Raw genomic sequence first — 15,718 nt, 5'->3', positions numbered from 1 at the left:
ATTAGTGAGCTTCCTTGTTATTGTTGTTTGAACCAATCAAATGCTGCACGGCCCGTTCCATCTTCATGAAACGGGAGCCCTTGATTAATACTGTTGCATCCGAACGGCCGGACAAATGCGCATCGAGCGCCGCCAGCAAACCGTCGAACTGTTCGAAATACTCCACGACCGTGCCCGATTCCTGGCTCGCGGCAGCTTGCGCCGGATTGACCAGATGGCGCGCCAGGCCGCCCGTCGCCAGCACGTGTTCGATGCCTTTGGCGGCGGCGTAGGCGCCGATCTCTTCGTGGAACTGCTGCCCCTGCGTGCCGACTTCGCCCATCTCGCCCAGCACCAGGATGCGCGGTGCCGCGGCCTGCGCCAGCACATCGATGGCCGCGCGCGCCGAATCCGGATTGGCGTTATACGTGTCGTCGATGATGGTGGCGCCATTGGCGGCACGTTTTTTCTGCAGGCGGCCATTCACGGGAGAAAACGCCTCCAGGCCCTGCTTGATATGTTCCGGCGCGATGCCGGCGCCAACGGCGCATGCCACGGCAGCCAGCGCATTGCGCACATTGTGTTCACCGGCCGCCTGCAAGCCGACAAAGAACTGGCGCAGACTGCCGTCCTGCGCGCGCACGCTGACGAACAGGTCGCTGCCAAAATCCTCGGCCGCGCGGTGCGTGCAGCTGACGTCCGCCTCTTTCGACAGGCCGAAGGTGATGGCGGCGCGTGCACCGGCCAGTTCGCGCCACAGTGGCGTGAATTCGTCGCCATGCGGGAAGACGGCCACGCCATCGTTTGCCAGGGCAGCCAGCGCGGCGCCGTTTTCGCGCGCCACCGCCTCGACCGTATGCATGAATTCCTGGTGTTCGCGCTGCGCGTTGTTGACCATGGCCAGGGTCGGCGCGGCAATCGCGGCCAGACGCGCGATCTCGCCGGGATGGTTCATGCCCATCTCGATGACGGCCGCCTTGTGCTGCTCGCTCAGGCGGAACAGGGTCAGTGGCACGCCGATCTCGTTATTCAGGTTGCCGCGCGTAGCCAGGCGCGCTTCTTCGCCGAAGGCCGCCGCCAGGATGGACGAAATCATCTCTTTGACGGTGGTCTTGCCATTGCTGCCGGTGACGCCGATGACGGGTACATCGAAGCGGCCGCGCCAATGGTTGGCGATGCGGCCCAGCGCAGCCAGGGTATCGGCCACCACGATGGCCGGCACCTTGCCGCTGTCCCAGCCTTCGGGCAGGCGCTCGACCACCACGGCGGCGACGCCGCGCGCGGCCACCTGGTCGAGGAAGTCGTGGGCGTCGAAACTCTCGCCGCGCAGGGCGACGAACAGCGAGCCGGCTGGGGCGCTGCGGCTGTCGGTGGACACGCCGTCAAAAACGGCGTCGCCCGTCAGCTGCGCGCCTTGCAGCGATGGCATCAGTTCCGTCAGGCTTGCATGCATGAGGCGATCCATCAGTTCGTCCTCATCATCGTCAGGCGCGCGGACAGGGCCAGCTGCGCATGGTCGGCGTCGGAGAACGGCAGTTTCTTGCCCTTGATTTCCTGGTACGGTTCATGGCCCTTGCCCGCCAACAGGATCACGTCCGGCTTGGCCGCGTGCTTGATGGCCGACAGGATGGCGGCGGCGCGGTCTTCGATGGCTTGCGGCTGCGGGCCATCGGCGCGCATGCCGGCGACGATCTGCGCGATGATGGCGTGCGGATCTTCGCTGCGCGGATTATCGCTGGTGACGAGCACGTGATCGGCCAGCTGCGCGATGGCGCCCATCTGCGGGCGCTTGCCCGGATCGCGGTCGCCGCCGCAGCCGAACACGCACCACAGCTGGCCGCCCCGTTCCTGCGCCACCTGGCGCAAGGCAGCCAGGGTTTTTTCCAGCGCGTCCGGCGTATGCGCGTAATCGATGACGACCATCGGCGCTTCCTGGCCGCCCACCTGCTGCATGCGGCCCGGGGCCGGCTGCAGCGATTCGATGCCGTCGATGGCGGCGCGCAGGCCGGTGCCGTGCGCCAGCAAGGCGCCCAGCACGGCCAGCGCGTTGCTGATATTGAAGTGGCCCACCAGTTGCGTCTTGACCAGCGCCACACCGAGCGCGCATTCCAGATGGAAGTCGGTGCCGGCATTCCGGCTGCGGAACTGGCTGGCGCGCAGCATCAGCACGCCCGGCAAGTCGGGCAAGGCCGTCGCATCCTGCAAGGTGTAGCCAATGACCGGATATTCGCCCGCCAGCTTGCCATCCACGTGGCGCACCAGGCGCAGGCCCATGGGGTCGTCCAGGTTGATGACGGCCGTTTTCAGGCCGGGCCAGTCGAACAGTTTTACTTTGGCCGCCTCGTAAGCCGCCATGTCGCCATGGTAGTCGAGGTGGTCGCGCGTCAGATTGGTAAACATGGCGACGTCGAAATGCATGCCGGCAGCACGTTCCTGGTCCAGGCCGATCGACGACACTTCGATGGCGACGGCCTTGGCGCCAGCGTCGCGCATGGCGGCCAGTTTGCGCGCCAGCAGCACGGCGTCCGGGGTCGTGTAGCCGGTGACGTCGAATTCGATGGCGCCGCGCGGCTTGCACAGGCCCACGCCCAACGTCCCGATGACGGACGACGTTACACCCAGGCGCGCCAGCGCCTGCGCCAGCCACAGCGCGCACGAGGTCTTGCCATTCGTGCCCGTCACGCCGGCGCTGAACATGGCGCTGTCGGGCATGCCGTAAAAAGCATGCGCCACGGGGCCGGCCAGGCGTTTCAGGTCGCTGACCAGCAGGTGCGGCACGCTCCATGCGGCGTTCCATTCCACGGCGTCATGCACGATGGCGGCGGCGCCCTGCGCGATGGCGGCGGCGATGAAATCGGTGGCGCCGGCATAGGCGAAAAACACGTCGCCGCGCTGCACGCGGCGCGAATCGGACGTCAGCTGCCCGGACGGGGCAGCCGTTTTGATCCACAAACTGATGTCTTGTATGGTCATGAGTGACTTCACATGGCCTCCGGGCCGGCGTTGGCCGGGACCACGATTTCGGTAACGGAGGAATCGGGCGGTACGTTCATCGCGCGCAGCGCGTTGGTCGCAATCGCCGCGAAAGCGGGAGCGGCAACCTGGCCGCCATAGTGGGCGGGGCCGGTCGGTTCATCGATCATCACGGCAATGATGAAGCGCGGCGCCGACATCGGCACCATGCCCACAAAAGAGCCGATGTATTTGCGCGGCATCGCATAGCGGCCGTTTTCCACTTTATAGGCGGTACCCGTCTTGCCGCCCACGCGGTAACCGGCAACCTGGGCGCGCTTGGCCGAGCCGTGCGCGCCGGAGACGACCAGTTCGAGCATGGCGCGCATTTCGGCGGCCGTCTTCGGCTTGATCACTTGCTGGCCCACGGGCAGTTCATTGACCTTCTGGAACGACAGCGGAATCGTGTCGCCATCGCGCGCGAACATCATATAGGAGCGCGCCAGCTGGATCAGCGACACGGAAATGCCGTTACCGTAGCTCATGGTGGCCTGTTCCACCGGACGCCACGATTTGTATGGACGCACACGGCCGGCCACGGCGCCGGGAAAACCCCATTTTGGCTGCTGGCCAAAGCCCACCTTGGTAAACATTTCCCACATTTCCTGCGACGGCATGCCCAGCGCGATTTTCGAGGTGCCGATGTTCGACGACATCTCGATGATTTCCGAGACATTGATCACGCCGTGCGGCTTGGTGTCGGTGATCGTGCGGTCGGCGATGGTGTAGCGGCCCGGGCCCGTGTCGATCAGGGTGCCCGGCTTGACCCGGCCCGTGTCGAGCGCCAGCGAGACCGTGATCGGCTTCAGGGTCGAACCGGGTTCGAAGGTATCGGTCATGACGCGGTTGCGCAGCTGCTGGCCCGTGAGCTTGCGGCGGTCGTTCGGGTCGTAGCTCGGGTAATTGGCCAGGGCCAGCACTTCTCCCGTATGCACGTCGAGCACCACGGCGCCGCCGGCCTTGGCGTTGAATTTCTCCACCGCTTCCTTCAGCTGCGTGAAGGCGATGTACTGGATCTTGCTGTCGACGGACAGGGTGAGGTCCTTGCCGTCATGCGGTTCGTGGATGAAACCGATGTCTTCGACGATGTGGCCCAGGCGGTCCTTGATCACGCGGCGGCTGCCGGTGGTGCCGACGAGGGTCTTCTGCTGCGCCAGTTCCATGCTTTCCTGGCCCACGTCTTCCACGTTGGTAAAGCCGACCACGTGGGTCATCACTTCGCCCTGCGGATAAAAGCGCTTGTACTCCTTGCGCTCGTCGATGCCGTCGATGCCCAGCTTGGAGATTTTGTCGGCCACGTCCATTTCGACCTGGCGTTTCAGGTAAACGAAGCTGCGGTCCGAATCGAGCTTCTTGCGCAATTCGTTGACGTTCATTTCCAGCAGGCCGGCCAGCGCATTGATTTTTTCGGGCGACGCCTGCAGCACGTCGTCGGGAATGGCCCAGATGGCTTTCACGGGCACGGACGAAGCGAGCACCTGGCCATTGCGGTCGGTGATCTTGCCGCGCGTGGCCGGCAATTCCAGCGTGCGCTCATAGCGCGCCTTGCCCTGCTTTTGCAGGAACTGCGTCGACACGCCCTGCAGCCACAGGGCGCGCGCCCCCAGGCCGGCGAAAGCGAAGAACAGCAGGAACAGCACGACGCGCGAACGCCAGACGGGCAAACGCACCGCCAGTACGGGGTTCTTCGAGAATGGCACGCCTTTCGATGCCGCCACCCGGCCGTTGCTATTACCGCCCAACTTCATTATTCGCCCTCCGTCAGGTATTGCGTACGCGCCGCCGTCAGCGGCGTCATGCTCAGGTCGCGTCGCGCGATCGATTCGATGCGTTCATGCTTGCCCAAAGTGGACTGGTCCAGCTGCAGTTGCGCCCAGTCGATGTCGAGCTGGCGCGACAGCGCTTGCGCGCGTTCCAGATCGATCAGCAAGTGGCGCGACTGGTACTGCGCGTTCACCAGCGACAGGCCGCAGCACACCAGCAGGGCCGACAGCACGACACACAGCTTGCCAGTCATCGGGCGCCGCCAATAGCTGGAATGGGCAAACGCTGCGCCACGCGCATCACGGCCGAACGCGAACGGGGATTGCCCTCGATCTCGGCGTCGGACGGCTTCATTTTCGAAATCAGCTTCATTTCCGGCTGCGGCAAGTCGACCGCGCGGATCGGCAGGCGGCGGTCAGGCTGCTCCACGTTCGCCTTCGAGGCGAAGAAGCGCTTGACCATGCGGTCTTCCAGCGAATGAAAACTGATCACGGCCATGCGCGCGCCGGGCGCCAGGCAGGCATACGCCTGGTTCAGACCGATCTCGAGATCCTCGAGCTCTTTGTTAATGAAAATGCGGATTGCCTGAAAGGTGCGGGTAGCGGGGTCCTTACCCTTCTCGCGGGTCTTGACGGCGCCTGCCACGATGCCGGCAAGCTGTCGTGTGCTTGAAATTGGCTGGACTGCCCGGCCAGCAACAATCGCCTTTGCAATCTGAAAAGCAAACCGTTCTTCCCCATAATCGCGTATCACTTTCTCTAAATTCTGCTCGGTTTCCACGGCCAGCCATTCGGCCGCGGAGATGCCGCGCGTGGTATCCATGCGCATGTCCAGCGGTCCGTCGTTGCGGAAGCTGAAACCGCGCGCCGCGTCGTCGACCTGCGGCGACGAGATGCCCAGGTCGAGCAAAATGCCGTCCACCTGCCGCACGCCGCGCTCGGCCAGACTGGCCGTCATGGTGGCAAAGCTGTCATGGACGATCTGGAAACGGGGGTCGGCGATCTGTTCGGCAGTGGCAATCGCTTGCAAATCCTTGTCGAAGCCGATCAGGCGCGCGTCATCGGCCAGGCGCGACAAAATCAAGCGGCTATGGCCGCCGCGGCCAAACGTGCCATCGACGTAAACGCCGTGCGCACGGTCGCCCGTCAGGTCGAGGGCATCGACCGCTTCATCGAGCAGCACCGTGCGATGCTGAAATTCCGGCACCGTGAGTTGTGTCATTACGGAGCCTTAGAAAGAAAAATTGGAAAGTACATCGGGGGTGCCGGCATCGATCGCCTGCTGTTCTTTGTCGGCCAATTTGGCGGCATCCCATATTTCAAAGTGGCTGCCCATGCCGATCATCATGACTTCGCGCGCCAGCCCGACGGCATTGCGCAATTCGGGCGAGATCAGCACGCGGCCGGCCGAGTCCAGCTCGACGTCGACGGCGTTGCCGAGGAAGATGCGCTGCCAGGCGCGCGCCGACATGGGCCAGGCGGCGATTTGCTGGCGGTGGCTTTCCCACACGGGACGGGGGAAAAACAGCAGGCAGCCATCGGGGTGTTTGGTCAGGGTCAAACGGCCTTCGCATTGAATCGCCAGCGCGTCACGGTGCTTGGCAGGGATAGACATCCTGCCTTTGGCATCGAGATTGATTGCGGACGCGCCTTGAAACACGAAAGACCTTTTTTTGAGCTTGGGTTGCGACGCTTGCGCATCGCGATGAAAAGGGAAAATTTCCCACAAAAACACACTTTTTCACACAGTTGCCCACTTTAGAGGAAGCAAAGATAGTGGTCAAGCGGTTTCCGATTGGCAAAACAGGAATTTTATTAATGAAATTAAGGACTTAGCGCATATCGTTGAAGGAGTCTCAAATAAAAATATATCGATAAATTAGATACTTATGAAAGATAGTGAATGTGGTACCTCATCTGCACACATGTGTTTTCCTACCGTAAACATCGAAAAAAACGAAATCAAATAATTGAATTTTTTACAGTTAGTTGACACATGACAATAATTTCCTCATCCAGGCACAACAGCAATCAAGCACCGCGAAAGACTTGGTTTAAAGCAAAAAATAATCGTCCACGGCGCGTACCGGCCCAGTTTTCAGGGGCTGGCCTGACGCGGGAAAACTATTTTTGCAATGCAGCAATTAATTAAAACCAAGAAACTTTAACCAATTGTTCATTTTAAGTTGTCTATACAACTTTATCTGCGCCGCTCTATTTTTAGAAACAAAAAAAGCCCCGTTGCGGGGGCTTTTGGGCGGCGCGCAGCGATCAAAGCGCCGCGGCCGAGATACTCCCTGGCAAGCCAGAGAGCGGAAACTCAAGTGAAGCAGGCCGATAGGCCGGATTTTGTTACGGCGCCCTCCCTTGCAGGTCGGCGCTATGACAGTCATTCCTCTAGGCGCCAGATTACTCGGGCGCTCAAGCTTTCTACCCGCACGCTCCGCGAGCAGCATCATCGCGTGCCTATTTGAAATTGCACCAGGTGGAGGTTACCGCGTTTCACCGTAACTTAATACGCTCGTCTCTGTGGCCCTATTCCTCGCCTTATACCTTGCGGCTTTCAGCGGACGGCCGTTAACCGTCACCCCGCTCTATGGAGTCCGGACCTTCCTCCCGCCAGCGCATTGCTGCGCCGGCCAGCGACTGTCTGGCCTGCTTCACCCGCCATTGTACCGCGCCGCAGCAGATTTCTGCAAAAGCGCGCCGCACCAGCCGGGGGATTGTGTAATTCGGTGTCGCCATTTCAAAAGCCGGGCCAAATCGGCTCACATAGAATGAGGCAAGCTGCTTGCATGCAGGCGCATGCGCACCGCTTGCCCCACTACTTTGCCACCCACTAGAATATAAAGAGCCGAACATGACGCAACAACCCCGTACCGGCGGCCAGATCCTGGTCGATGCCCTGCAGATCCACGGTGTCGACACCGCTTTTGGCGTGCCTGGCGAAAGCTACCTGGACGTGCTCGACGCCCTGCACGACTCGGGCATCCGCTTCATCATCAACCGCCAGGAAGGCGGCGCCACCTTCATGGCCGAAGCCTACGGCAAGCTGACGGGCAAGCCGGGCATCTGCTTCGTCACGCGCGGCCCGGGCGCCACCAATGCCTCGATCGGCGTGCACACGGCCTACCAGGATTCCACCCCGATGATCCTGTTCATCGGCCAGGTGGGCAACGATTTCGTCGACCGCGAAGCGTTCCAGGAAATCGACTACCGCCGCATGTACGGCCAGATGGCCAAGTGGGTGGCACAGATCGACCGCGCCGAACGCATTCCCGAATACCTGGCGCGCGCCTTCCAGGTGGCCACCAGCGGGCGCCCCGGCCCCGTCGTGCTGGCCCTGCCGGAAGACATGCTCATCTCGCTGGCCACGGTGGCCGACACGCGCGCCTACCAGCCGGTGCAAGCGGCGCCGTCCAGCGCCCAATTGCAGCAGCTGCGCGGCATGCTGGCCACCGCGAAGCAGCCGCTGGTCTTGCTGGGCGGCACCACCTGGACGCCGCAAGCGTGCGCCGACCTGCAGCAGTTCGCGGAAAGCAACCACCTGCCCGTCGCCTGCGCCTTCCGCTTCCAGGACTTGCTCGACAATGCGCACCCGAACTACATCGGCGACGTCGGCATCGGCATCAACCCGAAACTGGCCGCGCGCGTGAAAAATGCCGACCTGGTGATCGCCATCGGCCCGCGCCTGGGCGAAATGACGACGGGCGGCTACACCCTGTTCGACTCGCCCGTGCCGCGCCAGCGCCTCGTGCACATCCATACGGATGCCGAGGAACTGGGCAGCGTCTACCAGGCCGAGCTGATGATCAACAGCGGCATGCCGCAAGTGTGCGCCATGCTGGCCGCCATGGCCCCCGTCGACGCTTCCGCATGGAAACATACTGCGGCCGAAGCCAAGGCCGAGCTGGCCGCCTACCAGGAGCGCCCGCCCATCTTCCAGGATGGCCAGGCGCCGCTGGACCTGTGGCAAGTAACGCAGGACATCATGGCGCAAGTGCCGTCCGACACCATCCTGACGAACGGTGCCGGCAACTACGCTTCGTGGGCCCACCGTTTCTACCGCTACGGCGGCATGCGCACGCAGCTGGCGCCGACCAACGGCGCCATGGGCTACGGCGTGCCGTCGGGCGTGGCGGCCAAGATCGTGCATCCGGAACGCACCGTGATCACCTTTGCCGGCGATGGCGAATACATGATGAATGGCCAGGAACTGGCCACGGCCGTGCAATACCAGGCGGGCGTGGTCATCATCGTCTTCAATAACCAGATGTTCGGCACCATCCGCATGCACCAGGAGCGCGACTACCCGGGCCGCGTGTCGGGCACGACCCTGCACAACCCGGATTTCGCGGCGCTGGCGCAAGCGTATGGCGCGCATGGCGAAGTGGTGAATACGACAGAAGAGTTCGCCCCTGCCCTGCAACGGGCGCTGGCGCACGCCAAAGCGCACAACTTGCCGGCCCTGATCGAACTGCGCTACGACGGCAACCTGATCACGCCGAACGCGACCTTGGCCACCATCCGCGCCACGGCGGAAAAAGCGCAGGCGGCCAAATAAGCTCCTTGCAACGCTGCAAATAACAAAGGCCCGGTCGATACCGGGCCTTTTTCTTTTTGACAGCAGCAATCGCTCAGACGGCGGGCGCTGGCGCGCTTTCCTCGGCAGGCACTGGCTCGGCCGGCGCTTGCGGCATCGGCGGGCATGGCGTGCAGTTTTTCAGCGGACGGCCAAAATCACGCACGCGGCTCAGTTTCATCGGCATGCGCACGTTGCCGCCGCAGTAATCGCCTTCCAGGGTCAGGGTCTGCCCATCCTTGGAAAACTTGCCGACGATGGTGCGCTCTTCGCTGTCGGCGCCGGCGATGGTGAAGTCGAAAACGCCTGTGGCGGCGTCCAGGTTGACGTCGTTGGCCACGATGGGCCAGCTCAGCGCGCCCGCCGTGAATTCATAGATGACGGAATCGGCCTCGGCAAAGCGGTGCAGGGTGACGCGCTGGCCGCCGATTTCGCCGCTATCCTTTTGCAGGCACAGGTCGGAATAGACGGCCACGCCGTAGCGCTCCAGTCCGGCCGGCTTCTTGCCCTTGACGGCGGCAACAGCGGCGCCCGTGGCGCCAGCGAGCAGCAGCGCGGCCAGCATGGCGGCCAGGCGCGGCGAGGTGAATGAAGACATGGCATTCCTTTACTTGAGTAACGGCGCCATTATAACTGGCGCCACCAATGCAAAAACGCGCCGCCAGGACTAGCCTGGAGACGCGTTTCCTTGCTTGAAGACACCCCCGAAGGGATGCCTGCAGCGGTACTAAGCTTCGCTTGCGCGAATATTAGAACGAGTGACGAACGCCAACGTTGAAGGCTTTGTCGCCCGTACCAACATTGCTGTTGTTACCAACGGTGTAGCCAGCGTTGTTTTTGTTCGAGATTTTAGCGTACGAAGCGTAGGTGCTGGTGCGCTTCGACAGAGCGTACGAGTAGCCCACTGCGAACTGGTTAGCATCAGCGTTAGCAGCGTTTTTGTCGTTGACGTGGATAACCGAAGCCATCACGGTGCCAGCGGCGCCAACTGGTACGGTTGCGCCGATCAGGGCGGTAGCGCTGTCGGTGCTGAAGCCAGCCGAGGTGTAGTCAAACGCGTTAACGTTGCCGTTGTTGCGGATGGCGCTGTTTTGGCCTTTGTTCACGCCGTATGCGACGTAAGCTTTAACAACTGCGAAGTCGTAGTTAGCTGCAGCCAACCAGTTACGGCCGCTACCAGCTTCGGTCAGTGCGGTGTCGTTGCTGGTGTTGTTGTAAGCGATACGGGCGTTCAGAGGACCGTTCGAGTAGCCAGCCGACGCGCCGATTTTGCGGCCGATTTTGTTCGAATCAGCGTTTTCGCCGAAGGTGTAAGCCACGTCAGCGTCAAAGCCGTTGAAGTTAGGCGATGCGTACAGCACGGTGTTGCTGGTGCGGGTGTTCGCTGGGAACAAGTTTTTAGCGGAACCAGCGTAGCCAGCTGCGAATGGATCAGCAACTTTCGACAGGGTGTTGTACCAAGGGGTGTATTGACGACCCAGGGTCAACGTACCGGTCGTTTTGCTGCTCAGACCAACGTAAGCTTGACGATTGAACAAGGTACCTGCAACGTCTTGTTGACCGTTGTCAACGCCGAAGCCCGATTCCAGAACGAACAGTGCCGACAGGCCGCTGCCCAGATCTTCGGTGCCTTTGAAGCCGATACGGGAAGCCGAAGCAATGCCGCTGTCCAGCTTGTTAACGTTGCCGTTAACACCGCCGCGCTCGCTGACGAAACCAGCGTCAACGGTACCGTAGATGACAACGCTCGATTGAGCTTGGGCTACGCCAGTGGCTGCTGCCAGAACTGCCAGGGTGATCAGAGTTTTTTTCATTGCGATTTCCTTTAATTTTTGAAGCAAAAAGTAATACAGCCTATGCATCTCGAGCTGCGCTCTAACAGAGCGCTTTTTATGAGTGAGGGCAAGGTCTCCACCTGCCACATTGCTGTTCCGGTCAGAGGAACATTCATATCGGTATCGGCACGCTATTGCACCGATAAGCTTGAAGGCTGCATAACGACCGTCATTCGTGCGCCGGTTCGGTGCTCAAACGGCACCGGAAGCGGCACTATAACGACCGTTTCACATTCCATCAAGTTCCAACATGTTACTTCCGGTACCAGGCCGAGGGCTTTTTCAGGCATCCCAACCATCGCCAACCGTACTACGCGACAGAGCCAGTGCCCCTTGCCAACCAATGCATTGGCCTGATTGACCATTCCATCATAGCGCATGCCTTGTCGACACCCGTTGTATTAGTGCAACAGTATCAGGCGAGTGATTAAAACGTCAACATGCTTTACCCGTCATTTGCCGTCGAAGATTTACGCGACAAAGCGCGCAATTTGTCAGGTGATAATGGATAAACGGAACGAAGCATACACGGCATCGCCAATCTTTGCTGCCGAACGCACAAAAACGGGAATTAATGCGCCCGTTTTTGGTGCGTTGCCGCATTATTCAGGGGCGTAGGCGCCATTTTCGACGTCGGCGCACGCGTCAAAAAAATAGGCAGAGTATCAACACAATTACTGACTTTGCGGTAATTTAAATTGCTCACATAGAAATGTTTTCCATGTTTTCCAGATACTGTTTCCACATGTCGATTGGGGCGGATGAGGTCGACTCTTACTTGCAAATTGCACATCACTTGAAACAATTTCTTACAATGTTGCCTTCTCAATATTTTGGCATATTTGTGTCTAAAAAACGACATTTTGACCGAAATCAAGTTTTCAGCGGCCCGATTCCACACTATTTATTTCTTCTTTTTTGCAGTTTTTTCATAAAAGCATCAAGAAACTCCATTAGCGCTGGCTTGCGCGCCGCAGCAGGCGCATGAAACCGCCCAGCAGGGGCAGTTTTTCATACAATTCTTCCGCCGCATCCCAATAGTCACGGTGCACGACCACCCTTCCCTGCGCATCAAAGCGCACATGGGTTGCACCACGAATACACTGCTCGCCAGATACCAACCGTTTCATGCGGAAGCGAAACTCCCACGTCAGGAACGCTTGCTGCCCCTGCCCCAGGCTTTCCAGCACGACAAACCGGGGCGCATCGACTTGCACGAACATGTGCTCGAAGATGGCCAGGATGGCGGCATGCCCCACCACCTCGTTGAACGGGTCCTTGAACTGGGCGTCTGGCGCATACACGGCACCCAGCTGGGCCAGGCTTTCCAGGCTCAGGTGCTCGTAAAACGCCACCAGGCGCGCCAGCGCCGCTTCCACGCGCTCCGTGTCCGGCATACTTGCGCTCATACGCCCGTCACCTTGCGAATCAACCAGAAATAGACGCGGTACGGCAACAGCCGCGCCAGCCGCATGGTGTTGGTAAAGCGTTTGGGGAAGTGGATGTGAAACTGGCCCCGCTCAATGCCGTCGAGCATGGCGATGGCCGCGTCCGGCGCCGTCATCAGGGCCGGCATCGTGAAATCGTTGTCCGCCGTCAAGGGCGTGGCGACAAAACCCGGGTTAATTTGATACACATCAATCCCGCGCGGATGCAGGTCCAGATACAGCGACTCCGTCAGGTTGATCAGCGCCGCCTTGCTGGCGCCATACGCGAGCGCCTTGGGCAAACCGCCATAACCGGCCACCGAGGCGACGATGCCGATGCCGCCACTGCCCTGACGCAACAGCCACGGCAAGGCTTGCTCCAGGCAATTGAAGACGCCGCCCACATTCAGGGCCAGCAAATCCTGAGCCGCCTCCAGATCAAAGCTATCGGCGCGCATGGCCTGATAGCCGCCAGCGACCACCAGTATCAAGTCGATATACGTCCACTGCTGCTGCAATTGCGCGCTGACGGCGCGCAATTGCGCGTGCTCGGTGATATCGAGCGGCAATGCCTGCGCCAGAGGCTGCCCCTCGCACAGCCGCTCGAGGCTGGCGCGGTGGCGTGCCGACAAGGCTACGCTCGCGCCCTGTTCCAGCAGCAAGGTCGCGCACGCGGCGCCGATGCCGCTGGAAGCGCCGATGATCCACACATGCTTGCCTGCCCAGCTCGTGATCTTGCGATTCATGGGGCCGCCTGCGGACGCTTGCTGAACGACAAGGTGACGGCGCCCAGGCTGAAACCGAACTTGCTCATGGCGGCGCGGTTCAGCATGACCTTGTCATCCATCAGGAACATCCAGTCCTCGAAGTCGACGTGGTAGACCGTGCCGTCGACGGGCAGCGCCAGCACGTATTGCCAGCGCAGCGCATTGCCGGCCACTTCGCCGACGGCTTCGCCGATCACGTCGGGCGCCGTGCCGATGAAGCGCCCGGGCGCCGTCTTGCGCAAGGTCCACACGCGCCGTTGTTTGCTGCCGTCCGAATACGTGAAATCCTCGTCCAGTGAGCCAATCTCGCCCGCCCAGCTGGCCCGCATCACGACGGTGAAGCGCTTGACCACCTTGCCGGAGCGGTCCTGGAAGATGCCATGGGCGTCGAGCGTGCCGTTGAAGTACTGCTGCAAGTCCAGCTTGGGTGTTTCCTGCGCGTACATGGCCGGCGTGGGCGGCGTGGAACAGGCGGTCAGCGCCAGCAGCAAGGCGGCCGCCGTCATGCCGCGCCGGCAATATTTCATCAGATGCATGGTCGATACTCCCCGGTTTCACTATATATATGTTGTAGAGGCGCGCGCCACAGCAGCAGCGCCGCCAGCAGTTTCAGGGCGCAGGGCAGCAAAGCATAGGCGGCAGCCAGGGCCGGCAAGCCGCCGCCGCTGTTGCCAGGCACATAGCCGAGCCAGGCCAGCAGGGGCAAGGCGATGCCGGCCGCCAGTGCCAGGCTCATCTGCACGCCCCAGTTCCACCAGCCGAAATACGCGGCTTCGTGCCGCCCGGCATGGCCAGCCGCGCCGATCAACCCTGCCAGCAGGGCTGGCGGCAGGGCCAGGTCGGCGCCCAGCGCCAGGCCAGACAGCATGCAGATCGTGGCAAAGCCCCATGCGGCGCCCGCACCCAGGCCATACGCCCAGACAAACACGGCCGCGGCCAGCAGCATGGCGCAGCCCCAGGCGCGCGCCTCGCCAAAGCGGCGCGCCAGCGCCACCCACGCGGGCATCGAGGCGGCCGCCGCGCAAAAGTAGACGATCAGAAACGGCCCAGCGTAGTGGCCCAGGCGCAGGTAGTCGGTGGCAAAGAACAGGAACAGCGTGGCGGGGATAGCGGCCGCCACGCCATTGACGAGCAGGACGGCAAACAGCCAGCGAAACGCGCGCTGGCGAAACGGCAGCTTCCAGCCGTTGCCGGAAACCGCTTCTGCGGCACTGCGCAAGGCGGGACGCGGTGCGCGCGCCAGCAGCAGCGCGCCCGCCGCCAGCAGGCAGACGGCAAAGGCCAGCGACAAGCCGTCATAGCCGAACACGGAAGTGAACCCCGCCGCCAGGATCACGCCGAACAAGCCGCAGCCTTCGCGCACGGCCGTCACGCGCGCCCGCTGCGCGCGCAGCTGGCTCAGGGCCGCGCCCCAGCTCTGGTGCGCGATGCCGGCCAGGCCATACGCGGTGTAGACGAGCAGCAAGGCAGCCAGGAACCAGGCCAGGGTCGCCGCTTCCGGCATGGCGGGCGGATGGAACAGGGCGCCAAAGCCCAGCAGCAGCAAGGGCAAGGAGGCGCCGACATATACGGCATAGCTGCGCCCGCCACGCGCCATCCAGGCACCCAAGGCCGGATCGATGAAGGCGGCGGCGATGCGGGCCGCCAGCAGCACGGCGCCGATCTGCGCCAGATCCAGGCTGCTGCGCTGCGCATAAAACGGCGCCACATATATATAGATGGGTAGCGCCAGCATGGCCAGCGGCAAGCCGAACAGGCCATAACTGAATAAGGCAGGCAAGTTCAAGGCGCTGCCCACGGCATTCATGGCAGCGGGGCCGCACTCTGCAGCAAAGCCGCGCGCAGCTTCGGTGCCGTCGTCGACGGCGACAGCCAGATGGCAAAGAAGGCGCGCGCGAAGTCGCCGTCCGTCACGTCAGCCAGCACCTTGCCGTCGAGATAAAAGCGTACGCCAGGCGCGATGCCGGCCCGGTAGACGCCCGCGATGCGCTGGTCTTCCTTAACGTCAGGAAAGATGCGCTGCATGGTGGACAGCCAGGCCAGGCGCTGCGCTTCCGTGCCCACGCCCAACTTTTGCATCTGTTCATGACTGGCTTCGGCGATCTTCTTGCCGTCGAGCGCACGCGCATAGCGCAATTCCAGCACAAACGGCGCCGTTTCGGACGCCGCGCCCTGGTAGCCTTGCGGGCCCACCCACAGTTGCGCCCGATAAATACGCATGCCGAACCACGTGTATTCGCCCTCGCCCGCCAGCCGGGCTTCAGGCACGTCGGCAGCGATAAAGGCCGGCGGCGCGGCCGCGGCACCCAACACGGTCAATGACAGCACAATAGTGGCAAGCAGGCGGCGCATG

General features: G+C 61.9%; 14 protein-coding genes and 1 other RNA gene. 1 reads left to right on the top strand and 14 read right to left on the bottom strand.

Features of this window, described 5'->3' with window-relative positions:
- Position 1 precedes the first annotated feature (1 nt).
- The 7 genes from IGS55_RS26165 to rnpB form a co-directional block, all read right to left on the bottom strand.
- A complete protein-coding gene (locus IGS55_RS26165; protein WP_230519095.1) occupies positions 2-1,432 on the bottom strand; it encodes a UDP-N-acetylmuramoyl-tripeptide--D-alanyl-D-alanine ligase in 1,431 nt (476 codons plus the stop codon).
- A gap of 11 nt (positions 1,433-1,443) precedes the next feature.
- Entirely contained in the window at positions 1,444-2,952 is a 1,509-nt protein-coding gene (locus IGS55_RS26160; RefSeq protein WP_230519062.1) for a UDP-N-acetylmuramoyl-L-alanyl-D-glutamate--2,6-diaminopimelate ligase, read from the bottom strand.
- An 8-nt stretch (positions 2,953-2,960) separates the two neighbouring features.
- Positions 2,961-4,739, bottom strand: a complete 1,779-nt coding sequence (locus tag IGS55_RS26155) for a peptidoglycan D,D-transpeptidase FtsI family protein (protein ID WP_034748891.1) — start codon at positions 4,737-4,739, stop codon at positions 2,961-2,963.
- On the bottom strand, positions 4,739-5,008 hold the full coding sequence (ftsL, locus tag IGS55_RS26150; RefSeq protein ID WP_034748894.1) for a cell division protein FtsL: 270 nt from the start codon (positions 5,006-5,008) through the stop codon (positions 4,739-4,741). Before ftsL ends, IGS55_RS26155 begins: the two co-directional genes overlap by 1 nt.
- A complete protein-coding gene (gene rsmH, locus IGS55_RS26145) occupies positions 5,005-5,976 on the bottom strand; it encodes a 16S rRNA (cytosine(1402)-N(4))-methyltransferase RsmH (protein ID WP_230519063.1) in 972 nt (323 codons plus the stop codon). Before rsmH ends, ftsL begins: the two co-directional genes overlap by 4 nt.
- Positions 5,977-5,985: 9 nt before the next feature.
- On the bottom strand, positions 5,986-6,414 hold the full coding sequence (gene mraZ / locus IGS55_RS26140; RefSeq protein WP_034748899.1) for a division/cell wall cluster transcriptional repressor MraZ: 429 nt from the start codon (positions 6,412-6,414) through the stop codon (positions 5,986-5,988).
- A gap of 662 nt (positions 6,415-7,076) precedes the next feature.
- An RNA gene (gene rnpB / locus IGS55_RS26135) (RNase P RNA component class A) lies at positions 7,077-7,416 on the bottom strand.
- 198 nt (positions 7,417-7,614) lie between these two features.
- Here rnpB and IGS55_RS26130 point away from each other — a divergent pair.
- Positions 7,615-9,318, top strand: coding sequence for a thiamine pyrophosphate-binding protein (locus tag IGS55_RS26130; protein ID WP_230519064.1), 1,704 nt, complete (start codon positions 7,615-7,617; stop codon positions 9,316-9,318).
- A gap of 73 nt (positions 9,319-9,391) precedes the next feature.
- Here IGS55_RS26130 and IGS55_RS26125 read toward each other — a convergent pair whose 3' ends face one another.
- From IGS55_RS26125 to IGS55_RS26095, 7 genes are all read right to left on the bottom strand, one after another.
- Entirely contained in the window at positions 9,392-9,934 is a 543-nt protein-coding gene (locus tag IGS55_RS26125) for a hypothetical protein (RefSeq protein WP_230519065.1), read from the bottom strand.
- 151 nt (positions 9,935-10,085) lie between these two features.
- Positions 10,086-11,150, bottom strand: a complete 1,065-nt coding sequence (locus tag IGS55_RS26120) for a porin (RefSeq protein ID WP_230519066.1) — start codon at positions 11,148-11,150, stop codon at positions 10,086-10,088.
- Between the two features lie 974 nt (positions 11,151-12,124).
- The gene (locus IGS55_RS26115; RefSeq protein ID WP_230519067.1) at positions 12,125-12,580 is read right to left on the bottom strand and encodes a nuclear transport factor 2 family protein; all 456 of its coding nucleotides are present in this window, start codon (positions 12,578-12,580) and stop codon (positions 12,125-12,127) included.
- Positions 12,577-13,344, bottom strand: coding sequence for an SDR family NAD(P)-dependent oxidoreductase (locus tag IGS55_RS26110; protein WP_230519068.1), 768 nt, complete (start codon positions 13,342-13,344; stop codon positions 12,577-12,579). The genes IGS55_RS26115 and IGS55_RS26110 overlap by 4 nt, the downstream gene beginning before the upstream one ends.
- The gene (locus tag IGS55_RS26105) at positions 13,341-13,901 is read right to left on the bottom strand and encodes a DUF3833 domain-containing protein (protein ID WP_230519069.1); all 561 of its coding nucleotides are present in this window, start codon (positions 13,899-13,901) and stop codon (positions 13,341-13,343) included. The genes IGS55_RS26110 and IGS55_RS26105 overlap by 4 nt, the downstream gene beginning before the upstream one ends.
- On the bottom strand, positions 13,892-15,172 hold the full coding sequence (locus IGS55_RS26100) for an MFS transporter (RefSeq protein ID WP_230519070.1): 1,281 nt from the start codon (positions 15,170-15,172) through the stop codon (positions 13,892-13,894). Before IGS55_RS26100 ends, IGS55_RS26105 begins: the two co-directional genes overlap by 10 nt.
- Complete coding sequence (locus IGS55_RS26095; RefSeq protein WP_128141344.1) at positions 15,169-15,717, bottom strand: chalcone isomerase family protein; 549 nt, start codon at positions 15,715-15,717, stop codon at positions 15,169-15,171. The genes IGS55_RS26100 and IGS55_RS26095 overlap by 4 nt, the downstream gene beginning before the upstream one ends.
- Position 15,718 lies beyond the last annotated feature (1 nt).

It is taken from the genome of Janthinobacterium sp. EB271-G4-3-2 (assembly GCF_020858035.1).
Lineage (GTDB): Bacteria > Pseudomonadota > Gammaproteobacteria > Burkholderiales > Burkholderiaceae_D > Janthinobacterium > Janthinobacterium aestuarii.
The sequence above is the reverse complement of the archived record's forward strand: the minus strand, read 5'-3'. Positions and strand labels throughout refer to the sequence as shown.

What these genes read in the sequence shown, in the direction of transcription:
- rsmH (WP_230519063.1), bottom strand. Translation starts at nt 5,976, where the DNA reads ATGACACAACTCACGGTGCCGGAATTTCAGCATCGCACGGTGCTGCTC.
- IGS55_RS26110 (WP_230519068.1), bottom strand. Translation starts at nt 13,344, where the DNA reads ATGAATCGCAAGATCACGAGCTGGGCAGGCAAGCATGTGTGGATCATC.
- IGS55_RS26160 (WP_230519062.1), bottom strand. Translation starts at nt 2,952, where the DNA reads ATGACCATACAAGACATCAGTTTGTGGATCAAAACGGCTGCCCCGTCC.
- IGS55_RS26155 (WP_034748891.1), bottom strand. Translation starts at nt 4,739, where the DNA reads ATGAAGTTGGGCGGTAATAGCAACGGCCGGGTGGCGGCATCGAAAGGC.
- IGS55_RS26115 (WP_230519067.1), bottom strand. Translation starts at nt 12,580, where the DNA reads ATGAGCGCAAGTATGCCGGACACGGAGCGCGTGGAAGCGGCGCTGGCG.
- IGS55_RS26095 (WP_128141344.1), bottom strand. Translation starts at nt 15,717, where the DNA reads ATGCGCCGCCTGCTTGCCACTATTGTGCTGTCATTGACCGTGTTGGGT.
- IGS55_RS26120 (WP_230519066.1), bottom strand. Translation starts at nt 11,150, where the DNA reads ATGAAAAAAACTCTGATCACCCTGGCAGTTCTGGCAGCAGCCACTGGC.
- IGS55_RS26105 (WP_230519069.1), bottom strand. Translation starts at nt 13,901, where the DNA reads ATGCATCTGATGAAATATTGCCGGCGCGGCATGACGGCGGCCGCCTTG.
- IGS55_RS26100 (WP_230519070.1), bottom strand. Translation starts at nt 15,172, where the DNA reads ATGAATGCCGTGGGCAGCGCCTTGAACTTGCCTGCCTTATTCAGTTAT.
- IGS55_RS26130 (WP_230519064.1), top strand. Translation starts at nt 7,615, where the DNA reads ATGACGCAACAACCCCGTACCGGCGGCCAGATCCTGGTCGATGCCCTG.
- ftsL (WP_034748894.1), bottom strand. Translation starts at nt 5,008, where the DNA reads ATGACTGGCAAGCTGTGTGTCGTGCTGTCGGCCCTGCTGGTGTGCTGC.
- IGS55_RS26125 (WP_230519065.1), bottom strand. Translation starts at nt 9,934, where the DNA reads ATGTCTTCATTCACCTCGCCGCGCCTGGCCGCCATGCTGGCCGCGCTG.
- IGS55_RS26165 (WP_230519095.1), bottom strand. Translation starts at nt 1,432, where the DNA reads ATGCATGCAAGCCTGACGGAACTGATGCCATCGCTGCAAGGCGCGCAG.